Origin of the sequence: Paenibacillus sp. NPDC058174 (assembly GCF_042883865.1) — a bacterium.
GTDB lineage: Bacteria > Bacillota > Bacilli > Paenibacillales > Paenibacillaceae > Pristimantibacillus.
In genome coordinates, this window is the sequence record NZ_JBHVUY010000001.1 from 328,059 (window position 1) to 341,646 (window position 13,588).

The window sequence follows — 13,588 nt, forward strand, 5'->3', positions numbered from 1 at the left end:
TTCTCGCTGGAACCGGATACGGTCTCTTCGAGAAAAGCCTTTTCTTACGGCTGCGCAAGCTAACGCAGCTTGATCGATTTTTTGAAAATCGGGTAAAACCATTTCACGCCGCTTGGCGTGAGTGTGTCAGCGATCAGGTGGGAAAGATAGCCGAGAACGGCAACTCGCATGAGCCCTTCCAGCTGGAGCTCGCGCTCGAGGCCCAGTCCAATAGCGCCCCAGGCGATAACGGCCCATACCGTATGCGTCATCCCGCGATGCTTCAGCCAGGGCGCGATGCCGACGAAGAGGCCAAAGCCGATGAGCCAAGTCATGCCCGCCATAAATCCGGCGTACATCATTCCGCAGCCGACAGCGGTGACCAAGGCGTTGCGTATAGCTCCGCGTCCGGCGAACAAGCCGGCCAATACGACAGCAACAGAAAAGATTGCCAGCTTCATGTTGAAATAATGGTCGGCGGCATACAAATAACCGACAGCCCCTGCGAGCAGCCATCCGCCCCCTTGAATGAGGGAGTAGATCAGCTTCGAGAGCTTGCCCAGCTTGGAGCTTAGAATGCTAGGTCCGTCCAAATCCGCGCTTAGAGCGGACACGCCGGCTACAGCAACGTAGACAGCGGCATTCATAGGCGAGAATGGGTAATAGACGGCGGCGGCAGCGCCGATGGCGACTCCGATCGCCAAATGAGTAGAGCCTTTCATATTGCCTCCCGTGACTGACTATGGCGTCAAACGTATGTTCGCATCCCTATTATAACGTCATAATAAGGGAGAAAACAATAGGGCTGCAATTGTGAATACTACAAGCTACTCGCTGCGGCGCTGCAGGCGGGCGCTGATTTCTTCGGTGACGGCGAAAGCAAGCTCTTCGTTATCAAATAGCGATAGTACCTGAAGTACTGTATCATCATCGATATCGCCTGCCTCCTCGCGCGGCGCGGTAAGCGCCAGCGCCTCTTGAAGCGCTGCGTTGTCGGACTGGCTAGGATAGGCTCGGGCGTATACCTCAGCGGCGTCCAGTCCATGATTGACACACCACTGTGCAAAGACAAGAATCATCGTCTGTTCGTCGCGGCGATAGGCGTCGATAATAAATTGATCCCGTTCATTGGCATTCATTGAGCGTTCCCCTTATTAGTGATAATATGAAATGAAATTCATTATAGCATGGTTTGCCGGAGCGCAAGCAACGATTTCCTTTGGAAACCTTGCTTGCATCGTATACAATGGAGGCATACATAGGAGAGGAGTCCAACATATATGACGGACAGAAAAAAAAGAATCATACTGGATGTAGACACAGGAATTGACGATGCGGTGGCGGTGCTGTACGCGCTGCTGTCCCCCGATATTGAGCTCGTCGGCATTACGACGGTGTTCGGCAATATTGAGGTCGAACAAGCGACGGACAACACGCTGCGTCTTATTAAATTAGCCAATTGCGGCTACGAGGTGCCCGTTGCAATGGGCGCCCGCAAACCGCTTGCACGCGAATATAGCGGACCGGTGCCGCATATCCACGGCCATAATGGAATCGGTGATGTGGAGCTGCCAAAGTCAGAGCAGCAGCCGCTTAAAGAGTCGGCTGAGGATTTCATCATCCGCAAGGCGCATGAGCTGGCTGGCGAACTCATTATCGTGCCGGTAGGCAGAATGACCAACGTAGCCAATGCGGTTCAGAAAGATCCGTCGATTGCGAAGCTGATCAACCGGGTCGTTATTATGGGCGGAACGGTATTCGCACCGGGCAATGTAACGCCGGTCAGCGAAGCTAATTTCTGGGGTGATCCAGAGGCAGCGGCCGTTCTGTTCAATTCCGAACTGGCTATTACGGTAGTGGGCCTGGATGTAACGATGAAAGTTAAGCTGACGCGTCAGCATCTGGAGCAGCTGCTGCAGAACGCGCCGTCCGAGAAGCGGGACGTTGCTCTATTCCTGCAGCAATCGATGGACCGTTATATTCAGTTCTATGGGGAATCGAGCGGCTTCCTGGGCGCATGCGCGATGCATGACCCGCTTGCCGTGCTGGTTGCCGTTGATCCTTCGCTCGTACGGACACAGACACTGAGGGCAGTCATCGACTGCGGACATGATCTGACGGCTGGCATGATTATTACGGATCGCCGTTTCAATTCTGTAATTGGCAGAGAAATTGAATTCTGCCTGGAGGTTGAGGAAGAGCGCTCATTAAGTCAGCTGTTGTCCGTATTCGCTGCCCCTGTGGCGGAGAGGACTGTATAGTCATGGAGCAACGGTATTCACGCGAGTCCAGATGCTACAAAACGTCCCGTGTATTCCCGACGGACGTCAACAATCACAATACGCTGTTCGGCGGGAAGCTGATGCAATTTATTGATGATATCGCTTCAATCGCCGCGACAAAGCACTGCCGCCGCACGGTCGTCACGGCATCTACGGATTCCGTCGACTTTCTGCAGCCGATCCGGCCTACCGATTACGTAAGTCTGGAGTCGTTCGTTACATGGAACGGCAGAACCTCGGTCGAGGTTTTCGTTAAAGTGATTAAGGAAGACCTGTTGAGCGGCGAGAGGGTAGTTGCGGCAACGTCGTTCTTAACCTTCGTTGCTTTGGATGAGAATAACAAGCCGATTCCGGTTCCGCGGGTGATCCCAGAATCTGAAGAAGAGCTGAAGCTGTTCGAGACGGCTCCGCAACGCTCGGAAATGCGCCGTCAGCGCAGAGAAGAAAGCAAAAAGTTTGCCGGTTACTTGACCGTCAAGCCGCCTTGGGTATAAAGAGAAAAGGCGCAGCCTACGGCTGCGCCTTTATTACGAGTTGAATCATAAGGTAAACGACTAAGGCAAGCGCTACGCAAATACCTAAAATCGTGAATACCGCTCTACGGCCATTCATATGTAAGCACCAACTTTCTTGGACTAGCCTCTCTATTTCTCCATTATATACGAATCAGGAGAGAAAGTCATAAGTGCAGGTGCTCAAATTGGCCTCTTGCTGCGAAAGTTATTATAATGGACGTATCGGCAAGAGAGGAATGAGAGCAATGGAAGCGGAAGATACGAAGATTATCACGCAGGAAGAATTTGCAGCGGTATCCGAACTGTTTCGCAAGGCATACCCTTACTTTGTTCATGAAATAGAGCGGGTAGAGGAGGAACGCGGCAAGCTCAATGATTTTCAGCTTATGCTGGCAGTAAGCCGCGCGAAAGAAAGCCTCGCTATCGTCAACTGGGATTACCGCAAAATGATCAATATGGTGTTTGACGGCTACGTCGATATTTATAAGGAATTGGGCCGCAAAGAAGCGGACGAATGGGCAATTGTCACCTTCGGCTGCAGCAGGTATATAAAGCGTATAGACGGGTTCGCTTCCGTTGCTGAGGATGAGGATGCGAAACCGGTCGAATATGACGCGGAAAGCTTGCAGATTCTGCTCAATGAATTATCGCTGCAGATGGAGGCGAAGGAGGCCGAACTGCTGCAGCTTTACGAGGACTTTAACCGGTTGCAGCGAATCTCGGAGAAGTTGAAGAAGGAGCCTCCGGCACCGGCTCCTCTGCCTAAAGATGTGGATGCTGATGAACAGCAGAAGGATGAAGAAGCAGAGGTTTCAGCGAAAAACGAAGATTAGAACAAATAACCTCCAGGACATGAAGTCCTGGAGGTTATTTGTTTGCACTATTTTCAAAACGAACAAACTAAAGGACACGGCGTGCTGTCACGTAAGTCTTGTCCCATGCACTGCCGCTAAAGTTCGAGATCGTAACGCCGATGCCTACTTTGTAAGTGTGCAGAAGCTTATTGTTGCCCAGGTAGACACTAACGTGATTGATAACACCGTCGCGGTTCGTATCCGAGAAGATCAAATCGCCCGGCTGCAGGTTGGCTCTCGATACGAATTTGCCTACTTTAGATTGCTGCTGGGAGGAGCGGGGAAGGCTGACTCCATGTTTTTTGAAAATATATTGCGTGAACGAGGAGCAGTCGAAATAGGACGTGCTGCCTGCTGCTGCGCCGTGCTTATATGGTTTGCCAAGCAGGGTTTTGCCTGTGGCGATAATTTGATTGGCTTTCGTACTGCTGCTGACTGCTGCATGTGCTTGCTGTGGAGCTGCGACAACCGCACCGCTGAATGCAATCGATAAGCTAATGCCGACACCGGCGATTACTTTAATCATTTTTTGAGTTGTGTTTCTTTTCATAGGGAAAACCTCCTAAGTATGTTTGCCGAAGTAGGCATGAAGTCTAGTTGCTTATTTAACTAGAGCTAGCATAACACAGCAAAAACAGCCATTATTTACTAATGGGAGATTGAAACCTTATGAAATATGGACTATAGCTGCATTATTAAAATAAAATGAAAGATCATTAATTTTGGACCAATTGACAAAATCATCATTGTAAGGGTTTGCTATTAATTTTTTGTAAGAGAATCAGATGAAATTGAATAGATTTCCGATGTATAATAGTGGAAGTTGTGATAGGTATTGATTGAAGTCGGGGGTCATTGCGTTGAATATAAATTATAGAAGGTTAGTTGTTGAAGATTATGTACGCATTAAGGATATGAATGCATCACAATATATTAAGAGAGCATGGAGAGAAGTAGACGGGCAACGCCAGTTAGTCGATATCAATTATCAGGACCCGGATTGGCCTGGCGGCTATGAGCACCATTACAATCATTTGAGAGAGACCGTATCAAGTAAAGGTGAAGCCATAGGCGCTTTTAATGAAAATAATAAGTTAGCAGGCTTTGCAGCCATAAATCGGGAGTTTTTTGGCGAAAAATATAACTATGTATTATTAGATCAGCTTTTTATTTCGCTAGAGCATCGAAATAAAGGAATCGGCAAGCAGCTGTTCTTGAAAATGGCTGAGGCAGCAAGAAAGTGGCAAGCCGATAAAATATACATTTGTGCAGGATCTGCTGAGGAGACCATCGCTTTTTATTTTGCGATTGGATGCAGAGAGGCAGCCGAAATTAATAAGGAATTGTACGAAAGTGACCCTAGAGATTTTCAATTAGAGTATTTGTTGTGATCCAATCATTAACTAGCGTGCATGCTAATAAAAAAGCAGATACTTCTGATATCATTCAGAGGTTTCTGCTTTTTTGCTTTGCTTTTCTTGCTTTTTCGTGCGCCAGTCCGCCAACAGAAGGATAAGCAAAATGGGAGTATGCGTTACGATATTCACGATTAGAAAGGCCCATGGCAGCTTGGCAATGTTCAAATACAATGCGCCATGGGGTGCGTACAGCAGAATAGCCAGCAGCCAGAAAGCGGAGAAAATATATGCCCACACATAGGCTTTTGATTTCATATTCGGCCCCCCTTTATGGCTACCATTGTTCCCCGATCGCAGGCTTTATAACGTGAATAATTTACTGCGCCGGGGACAGACTGAGGTTATTACGAAAGGAATAATTTCACTATGATGCGTCAAACTACCATTTCGAATCAACAGATGATGGCTCTTCTTGTGATTTCAACTGTTGGCACGGCCAGCCTGTACGCACCGGCGATTTTAACGCAATATGCAAGCCGGGATTCCTGGTTTCTCGTCTTGCTCGGGGGCGCAGTGGGCATATTGAATGTCCTCGTTTTTTTGCAATTGAATAAGTGGTATCCAGGTAAAAGCATCGTTGCGATTTCCAGGCAGGTGCTTGGGGGATGGTTCGGGGGACTTTTCTCGTTTCTGTTCTTCTTTTATTATTTGGACATTACATCCTGGGTGCTGCGGGAATACGCCCAGTTTTTCATTATTGCGCTTAATCCGATGATTCCGCAGAACGGCTATATGATTGTGGGCATCATTATGTGCGCCTATGCCGTATTTCACGGCCTTGAGGTCATTGCCCGTGTAGCGCTGCTTATTCTGGGCATATCTGTCGTGACTTTTTTGTTCATCTATATTCTGCTCTTTAACAGCTACAACTTCGAATATTTGCTGCCGGTTATGGAGAATGGAATTGGGAGTGCCTTAAAAGGAAGCTTTGTCGTGATCTCCTGGTTTGGCGATATGATGTTTATTTCGATGATTATTCAATATGTGAAACGGACGAAAAAGACGGTTCCCTATGCCATTGCAGGCATCGCGATTTCTTGTACGCTGCTCATGATGGCTGTTGTAGGCTGTATTGTCGTGTTTGGGGGGAAGGGTACGAGTACGTTTACCTATCCCATTGTCAGCGTGATTCAAAATATTAAGCTGTTCGGAGATATCGAGCGGCTGGATGCCATTCTAATCGCCGTTTGGGTTATGAGTTCGTTCGTCAAAGTAACTGTCTATTTCTGGTCTTCGCTTCATGCGCTTACTGAGTGGCTGCATATTAGCCGTCCGCGTTTGTTCATTCCGCCGCTTGCAGTTGCTGTCGTCATTTGCGCCCGGTTTAAAATATGGGGACTGATCGAGATGAGCAGCCTGTATGACCGTCAAGCCTGGTATTTTTTAATATTTCAATTTGGCCTGCCCGTTGTACTTCTTCTTGCTGCTGCAGTGAGACAAAATTCGATCCCGGAGGAGAAATCTTATGGAAGCGGATAAACAGCGGTTCACATTAGACATGGCGGAAAATAAACGGCTGTTGTCCGAGCGTATGTATCATACGGAAGATTTGATGATGAATGATATCGAGGGTGAGGACGGGGAAGGACAGATCACGATATGCCACCTGACCGGCCTTGCCAACGCGGAGATGCTGCGGCAGGTTTATGCCTTTTACCCCGATCATATTTCACTGCTGCGAACCGTAACGAGTGAATATGAGATTCACACCGTCTCCGAAGCTGCGAAAGAATTGGCCTGCGGCAATACGATCCTGCTTTATCATAACAAGCAGTACGGCATATCAATTGATACGCTGAGCGTTCAACTGCGCAGTGTGGAAGAGCCGGTCAGCGAAGCAGCGGTGAAGGGGGCCCGCAGCGGATTTACCGAATCATTTCGCAACAATCTGGCCTTAATTCGTTATCATTGTCCCTCACCGGATTTGAAGATCGAATTTAAGGATACAGGAGTTGTCACCAGAACAACGCTGGCGGTCATCTCCATCGGAGGCTTAACCAATCCTGCGCTGCTGGAAGAGGTTCACCGGCGGATTGGGGAAATACCTGTCGATATTATACAAGGGGATAACACTGTGGAGGAATGGATCGTCGACAACAGAGGAACGCTGCTTCCGCTTATTGAGACGACCGAGAGGCCGGACAGAGTGGTTGCTGCTCTATTGGATGGACGGATTGGGATTATTATACAAGGCTCGCCGTTTGCGTTGATGCTCCCATACGTTTTTCTGCAAGCTTTTCAAGTCAGTGAGGACTACGCCTGGAGCTATTATATCGGCTCCAGCATTCGTTTTATGCGACTGGTATGTGCCATAATTGGCGCTCTGCTGCCCGGTTTCTACGTGGCGACAGTCACTTTTCACCACGAGCTGGTTCCCACCTCGCTGCTGCAAAGCATCGCATCGGCGCGTGAGCCGGTGCCGTTCCCCGCTGTTATTGAAAGCTTCGCGATGATGATCGCTTTTGAAATAATGCGGGAAGCGGGAGTTCGGATGCCGAAGCAGGTCGGCCAGGCGGTAAGTATTGTTGGCGCTTTGATTCTCGGTCAAGCAGCGGTGCAAGCCGGAATTGTCTCGCCTATTATGGTCATCGTTGCAGCCTTAACAGGCATCGCTACCTTCACGCTGCCTTCCACCGCGATCAATTACGTTATTCGGATGATTCAGTTTGGTATCACATTTATGGCGTCAGTGCTCGGATATGTCGGTATCGTAGCAGCCGTTATTATGCTCATGACCTATTTGGCATCACTGCGTTCATTCGGCGTCCCGTACTTGTCGCCGGCTGCTCCATACGACTTTGAACTATTGTCGGATATCGTAATTAGAAGGCCCAGCACATTCAACAGCAAGCGTCCCGGCTTGTTCCACCCGCTGCGCCGCCGAAGATTTCGGGAAGGATCGCGGAGATGAACAGCCGCATCTACAGTTTGTTCGGGCTGTTCCTTGTAACGCTGGCTGCTCTGCTTATTGGCGGCTGTGATGGAAGTCTGGAATTAAATGAAATTCACATTGTGCATGCCATTGCAATCGATAAAGGAGAGAACGCTCCGATTCGCGTGACAGCTGAGATTGCCAAAATCGTATCGGGCGGACAACAGCCCAAAGGGATGCAAAGCGACAGCTTTTATCTCTACCAAGAAGGGGATAACGTCTTTGAAGCGGCTCGATTGATGAGAAATAAATCCGATCGCATGCTTTTATGGGGCCATACGTCCATTATTCTATTCAGCAAGGATGTCATGAAGCAGGGGTTGTCTCAGCATGTGGAGTCCATCCGTCGTCTGAGACAGTTTCGCAACTCGACACTGCTCTATATGACGGAGGGAAAGGCTTACGAGAAGCTGCAAATATCGGCTCCTAATTTAATGATTACATCCCAGGTGCTCAAAGGATTGGCCGGAAACAGCAACACGACCGCATTGACCAAGAAGGTAACTCTTATCGACGTATATCGAGATTATATCAACGAATTTCGCGACATCGTCATACCGGCAATTTTACGGGTTAAAGACTCGGAGGATGACAAGCATATACTTCAGGCGACAGGATTGTACATATTTGAAAAGGATCGCTTGGCCGGGAAGCTGTCGCCGAAACAGACGAAAGCTTATATGCGTGCGAGCAATCAGATGTCGGGTTCTCTTGAGAAAATCCCATGCGATTCAGGCAAAGAGATTTCGTTCGAAAATATTAACAATAATTCGAAAATGCATGTGACCCTCGATTCGGAGCACAAACCGCAAGTTGCTTTCAATATTACTGCCGATTTGACGATTACGGATTTGCCCTGTCAGGAATTCGACATTACGCCGTCGATGATTCATGCCTGGGAAGATCAGCTGAATGAAAAGATTGCAGAGGATATCCGCAAATTCATCCGGTACACGCAAAAGCGGCATACAGACTTGCTGGGCGTAGGGGAATGGATTCATCGGAAGCATCCGCAGCTGTGGCGGTCGATGAAGGACAATTGGCCGGAGCAGTACAGCGGCATAAAACCGAAAATTGAGGTGCACACGAGAATCGACCATTCGAATTTTATAACATAGCTTTAAGTTAAAAGAAAGAGGCCGCTGTGAGTGGGAGCGGCCTCTTTGCTTTATTATTTATGCCCTGCAGCCTTAACTGAGTCTGTATATTCCTCTAGCGTTAATCCGCTCTCATGCATATCGGAAGCAGCATCTAACCCTACATATCTCAAATGCCAAGGCTCATATTTGTATCCCGTAATATCGTCTTTGCCTTTAGGGTAACGGATTATAAAACCGTACTCATGGGCGTGATCCGCGAGCCAGCCGGCTTCAGCCGTATCCGCGAAGCAATCGGCCGCGCTGCATTTGCCGTCTGCTCCGGCAACATCGATCGCAAGTCCGGTCTCGTGCTCGCTCGTGCCTGGAAAGGCGCTGTAGGTACGGGCTTTCTCCAAGCCGTCTTTTTGAACATAGCCCTCAAACAGCTGTTTTTGCCTGCTATGCGAGCGGTAGGCGGATACTCCGGCTAATGGCAATCCGTCCTTGCTTGCGGCTTGAAACAGCTGCTCCAGGGCGCTGGCTGCTTCTTGTGTCATCTTGCGTTTTTCGATACGCTCGTTGAACGTAAATTTCACATCAGGATAGACCAGATTAGACGGAGTATAGTCTTCAGGCAGTTTATTATGCTTGTTCACCAGAACGGTGACCGAATCTGCATTGGCAACAGTCGCTATATCTTCCGGTGCTTGCTGGTTATCCGGTTTATTGGACTCTGCCTGCCCGTTTGTCCCGCCTTCCGGCTGATCAGGCGTTTTGCCGCTGCCTGCATTTGAAGCGTTCTCCTCTTTAACATTACCGCCGGGGTTGTCCGCTGGCAGCTCTTGCTTAGGCCCGCCGCAGGCCGACAACAGAAGAATGATGATAACAATTACGATGGATGATGGCATGATACTTTTTAACATTTGACTTCTCCTTTTATCGAGGGTAGTTTCCCGGAATAAGAGAAGTTTACCGGCAGCTTGTTTCTATTCCGGCCGCAAATGTATGCGAAAAGCAGCCAAGTTGTATCCAAATTGTAAATTCATTCGAAATGGCGAATGCTACGAAGAGATTTCGAACCGGTCATGTTAAGATGGAAACAGTTATTTCAATGTTTCATGGAGGCTTCATGCGAAAACAAATGATATTGGTCGTAGAGGATGAGACGGCGCTGGCCGAACTGCTGATCTATGCGCTTAGAAGGGAAGGCTTCACCGCAATTCATGCAGGAACGGGGCGGATGGCGGAGGAGAGGGTGCGGCAGGAGAAGCCCGATCTCATATTGCTGGATCTCATGCTGCCGGACTTAAGCGGATTTGACCTCTGTAAAACCGCTTCGTTGGAGAAGTGGAACATTCCGATCATAATGCTGACGGCGAAGGCGGATATGGTTGATAAACTGCTTGGCATGGAGCTGGGTGCCGACGATTATATGACGAAGCCGTTTGACGTGCGGGAAGTCATCGTGCGGATTAAAGCGGTATTCCGCCGAATCGAGCTGGCAACTGCGCTGGCAAAAGGCGAAGCGGAAGCAGCGGTTGAGATAAAGGATGGAATCCGGATTATTAAGCGGCAAAGAGTCGTGCTGAGAGACAGGGAAAAGGTTGAGCTGAAAAACAAAGAGTTCGATCTGCTGCTGTTTCTGGCTGAGAATCGGGGAATTGTTTTTACCCGGGCTCAGCTTCTGGATCATGTGTGGGGCTATGATTTTCCCGGGGATACAAGAACGGTCGATATTCATGTTCAGCGGCTTCGTAAAAAGCTGGATCGTGAGGGGGAGGCGTCGATTATCGAGACGATTTTTGGCGTAGGGTACAAGCTGCCATGAAGAGGTTCTCCGTCTCCGGCATGAGACTGACGATCCGGCACAAGATGCTGCTTTCCTTTACGCTCGTTATATTCGCCGGATTGCTGTCGCTGCTTCTTGTGTCTGTCACCATTACGGAACAGAATGTGTCCCGTTTAATTAATCAAGATGTCATTCAGCTCAAAAAGTCTATTGATTTGTATATCAGCCAATATTATTTGAGCAAAAATGTAACGTTGGACGGACAGTCTTTCCAGACGGAAGCAGATAGCCTGGTGAAGGAGCTGAGCGCGTCCGTCAGCGCTCCAGTCTCGGTATATGACGCGGCAGGAAAGGCGCTGTCTCGCTTAAATGGAGAGGAGCTTCCGGCTTCATCTGATTTCGCCGAATCGATGCAGGGTAAAATCGCGTATTCGGTCAATCGGTCCGGTTCGTCTTCTGTTGTCAGTCTGTCCAGTCCGGTCGAAGCAAACGGCAAGCTTATCGGCATTGTTCATCTGACGAAAAACTACTCTGAGCTTCATGCATTCACGAACCGCTTCCTTGCCGCGATTCGCTGGTTTGCTGTTGCTATCTTTGTGCTCGTATTCATAACAGCCTGGTTGTTAGCCAATCGGATCACAAAGCCGGTAGCCAGACTGGCTAGGAGCGTGAAGCGGGTCGGTGAAGGCATATACGAGCCGGTGCCAATTCGCGGGGGCGATGACGAGGTAATGGAGCTTACCCAAGGCTTTAACTTGATGATGGAGCAAATTCAAGAGCAAATCGCGATGATTAAGCGGGAGCGCGATGCGCTGCAAATTACGCAGCAGATGAGCAAGACTTTTTTCGATAACGTCACGCATGATTTGAAAACCCCGCTTACAACGATACGCGGGTACGCGCAAATTATGGAGGAGAACGGGTTCAGCGACAAGCCTTTCTTCGATAAAGGAATGCGCTATATTATCGATGAAAGCAAGCGGCTGAATGAGAAGGTCGTTCAGCTCCTTCTGTTCTCTACGTCGGGAGCCGAACAGATCCCGTACCGGTTTGAGCGTGTCGGGCTCTCCCCGCTAGTTGGCAGTGTATGTGAAGACATGGCGGTAAGAGGCGATAAATACGGGATTCGCATTCATTTCCAGTCGGGCGAGAAGCCGCTGTTTATTCGGGGCGACCGGGAAAAATTGCGTGAGATGCTGCTTAATGTGCTGGACAATGCCATTAAATATGGCGGTGTCCATACGGAAGTTGCCGTGACGCTCAGCCGTAAAGGCGATGACAGGTGCCTGATTCAGGTCACGGATCAGGGGGCAGGTATTCCGGAGGAGCATTTGGCCCGCTTGTTCGAGCCGTACTATCGGCTGGCCACAGCTAATTCCGAAGAGGAGAGGGGAAGCGCTGGATTAGGTCTTGCAATCGTTAAGACGATTGCCCAGCGGCATGGCGGTCAGGTAACGATTGAAAGCGTTCCGGGAAAAGGAACCTGTGTAACGATGGAATTAGGAGGCATTCTAAATGTCTAAGCAGTGGCGTTGGGACTCGATTTGGGGACGGCTGGCGGCATTGACGGTACTCTCTGTGTTAGTAGCGGCTGTGTTTCTCGGTGCAGGCGAGTGGTATTTGCGTGCGATGAATCGGGACAAGACGATTATTCTCGATCGGTCCCTCTTCGAAGAAAGCGGATTGAACCGGATCGACCGGATCATCAAGCGGTACAGTCCCGGCTCTATTTATGAGCTGCAAACGCTGAAAAACGGTACCGTACTTGTATTGTCGCAGCAGCAGAGTGAGGAGTCAGGCGGCAGCACACTGTCGGTTTTTGACTTGGCCGGTAACAGTCTAATTCCGTTAATAGAAAAGGAAGATGTCATACACATCGTTGCATCACCGGACGGGAACAGTATTCTATATGAGGTTTTTCGCAACAATCAGCCCGAGACCGTCTGGTACGACGTTGCGGAGAAGCGCGAGAAGGGAAGATGGGCAGATTGGGGAAGCTGGATGGTCATGTCTGATGACCGTCATTCCGTTGAGCTATTTCAAAATTACATTCGTGTCCGTGATCTTGAGACGAGCGAGTTTCGTCTGCTCAACAAAGTAGAAGATTACAGAATGAATATGCCGAAAAATGAGCAATACATCGGGGCAGTTGTGAAGAAGATAATGGCCCTTGCCCTTTCGCCCGATCGGACTCATCTCTATATGCCGTTCTATCGCCCGGCCACAAAGGATAATGAGGGAGAAAATATGATTTACAACATCGATCTGAGTTCAGGGGCGATGGATACGATAACAGTCAAGGGCATTAGCGATATCTACGACATTGGGCCGTGGGCAGAGAACAAAGTAGCGCTCTCCGGACGGATTGGCGGGACAGACGGAATCTATTCGGTAACAACTACAGGGCAGTCTGTTTTGCTAAAAGAGGGTCTTTACTTTCAGATGACGTATAATCCGGTTAGCGGGATGCTGGCTTATACGACGAGAGGCGATGGCCGATGGAGAGTGATGGCGGCCAGCTTGGGTGAGAAGGGACTGACGGATGAATTTACCGTCTACGACAATCTTGGCTTTGTCAATTCGCTGCAGTGGAGCGCTGACGGGGAGACGCTGCTGGCGGTAACGGATGAGAGTACGGGCAGCAATGTTTTTCAGTTCCGCATGAAGTAGCGGTTTGATAGAACGGAATATGCTGCTATCCGCCGGACTCGCTGCGCGTATTGGTTCATGCTGCTATTCT

At 49.2% G+C, this 13,588-nt stretch carries 15 protein-coding genes; 10 read left to right on the forward strand and 5 right to left on the reverse strand.

Going from position 1 to position 13,588, the window contains the following annotated elements; genetic code table 11:
• Window positions 1-59: 59 nt before the first annotated feature.
• Entirely contained in the window at window positions 60-701 is a 642-nt protein-coding gene (locus ACFVVF_RS01465) for a metal-dependent hydrolase (protein WP_387804738.1), read from the reverse strand.
• A gap of 105 nt (window positions 702-806) precedes the next feature.
• Window positions 807-1,118 (reverse strand): hypothetical protein, encoded by a 312-nt coding sequence (locus ACFVVF_RS01470; protein ID WP_387804739.1) that lies wholly within the window; start codon window positions 1,116-1,118, stop codon window positions 807-809.
• A gap of 141 nt (window positions 1,119-1,259) precedes the next feature.
• Here ACFVVF_RS01470 and ACFVVF_RS01475 point away from each other — a divergent pair, with 141 nt between their 5' ends.
• The 3 genes from ACFVVF_RS01475 (at window position 1,260) to ACFVVF_RS01485 (ending at window position 3,609) form a co-directional block, all read left to right on the forward strand.
• Entirely contained in the window at window positions 1,260-2,240 is a 981-nt protein-coding gene (locus ACFVVF_RS01475; protein WP_387804741.1) for a nucleoside hydrolase, read from the forward strand.
• Between the two features lie 2 nt (window positions 2,241-2,242).
• Window positions 2,243-2,755, forward strand: a complete 513-nt coding sequence (locus ACFVVF_RS01480) for an acyl-CoA thioesterase (protein WP_387804743.1) — start codon at window positions 2,243-2,245, stop codon at window positions 2,753-2,755.
• 266 nt (window positions 2,756-3,021) lie between these two features.
• Window positions 3,022-3,609, forward strand: a complete 588-nt coding sequence (locus ACFVVF_RS01485) for a hypothetical protein (RefSeq protein WP_387804744.1) — start codon at window positions 3,022-3,024, stop codon at window positions 3,607-3,609.
• 67 nt (window positions 3,610-3,676) lie between these two features.
• Here the strand turns inward: ACFVVF_RS01485 and ACFVVF_RS01490 are convergent, their stop codons facing one another.
• Window positions 3,677-4,180, reverse strand: coding sequence for a C40 family peptidase (locus ACFVVF_RS01490; protein WP_387804746.1), 504 nt, complete (start codon window positions 4,178-4,180; stop codon window positions 3,677-3,679).
• Between the two features lie 310 nt (window positions 4,181-4,490).
• On the opposite strand from ACFVVF_RS01490, the gene ACFVVF_RS01495 reads away from it, so the two are divergent.
• Window positions 4,491-5,021: a GNAT family N-acetyltransferase gene (locus ACFVVF_RS01495; protein WP_387804747.1), complete on the forward strand. Its 531-nt coding sequence runs from the start codon at window positions 4,491-4,493 to the stop codon at window positions 5,019-5,021.
• A 51-nt stretch (window positions 5,022-5,072) separates the two neighbouring features.
• Here ACFVVF_RS01495 and ACFVVF_RS01500 read toward each other — a convergent pair whose 3' ends face one another.
• The gene (locus ACFVVF_RS01500) at window positions 5,073-5,303 is read right to left on the reverse strand and encodes a hypothetical protein (RefSeq protein ID WP_387804749.1); all 231 of its coding nucleotides are present in this window, start codon (window positions 5,301-5,303) and stop codon (window positions 5,073-5,075) included.
• 111 nt (window positions 5,304-5,414) lie between these two features.
• Between ACFVVF_RS01500 and ACFVVF_RS01505 the strand changes: the two genes are divergently transcribed.
• From ACFVVF_RS01505 to ACFVVF_RS01515, 3 genes are read left to right on the forward strand one after another with little or no spacing between them, the layout of a single operon-like run.
• Entirely contained in the window at window positions 5,415-6,527 is a 1,113-nt protein-coding gene (locus ACFVVF_RS01505; RefSeq protein WP_387804751.1) for a GerAB/ArcD/ProY family transporter, read from the forward strand.
• The gene (locus ACFVVF_RS01510) at window positions 6,514-7,959 is read left to right on the forward strand and encodes a spore germination protein (protein WP_387804753.1); all 1,446 of its coding nucleotides are present in this window, start codon (window positions 6,514-6,516) and stop codon (window positions 7,957-7,959) included. Before ACFVVF_RS01505 ends, ACFVVF_RS01510 begins: the two co-directional genes overlap by 14 nt.
• Complete coding sequence (locus tag ACFVVF_RS01515) at window positions 7,956-9,098, forward strand: Ger(x)C family spore germination protein (protein ID WP_387804755.1); 1,143 nt, start codon at window positions 7,956-7,958, stop codon at window positions 9,096-9,098. Before ACFVVF_RS01510 ends, ACFVVF_RS01515 begins: the two co-directional genes overlap by 4 nt.
• A gap of 53 nt (window positions 9,099-9,151) precedes the next feature.
• Here the strand turns inward: ACFVVF_RS01515 and ACFVVF_RS01520 are convergent, their stop codons facing one another.
• Complete coding sequence (locus ACFVVF_RS01520) at window positions 9,152-9,982, reverse strand: M15 family metallopeptidase (protein WP_387804756.1); 831 nt, start codon at window positions 9,980-9,982, stop codon at window positions 9,152-9,154.
• Window positions 9,983-10,188: 206 nt separating this feature from the next.
• Between ACFVVF_RS01520 and ACFVVF_RS01525 the strand changes: the two genes are divergently transcribed.
• Genes ACFVVF_RS01525 through ACFVVF_RS01535 form a run of 3 tightly spaced genes read left to right on the forward strand, consistent with a single transcriptional unit; the run spans window position 10,189 to window position 13,518 of the window.
• A complete protein-coding gene (locus ACFVVF_RS01525; RefSeq protein ID WP_387804758.1) occupies window positions 10,189-10,887 on the forward strand; it encodes a response regulator transcription factor in 699 nt (232 codons plus the stop codon).
• Window positions 10,884-12,371 (forward strand): sensor histidine kinase, encoded by a 1,488-nt coding sequence (locus ACFVVF_RS01530; protein ID WP_387804760.1) that lies wholly within the window; start codon window positions 10,884-10,886, stop codon window positions 12,369-12,371. Before ACFVVF_RS01525 ends, ACFVVF_RS01530 begins: the two co-directional genes overlap by 4 nt.
• Complete coding sequence (locus tag ACFVVF_RS01535; protein ID WP_387804762.1) at window positions 12,364-13,518, forward strand: TolB-like translocation protein; 1,155 nt, start codon at window positions 12,364-12,366, stop codon at window positions 13,516-13,518. Before ACFVVF_RS01530 ends, ACFVVF_RS01535 begins: the two co-directional genes overlap by 8 nt.
• Window positions 13,519-13,588 lie beyond the last annotated feature (70 nt).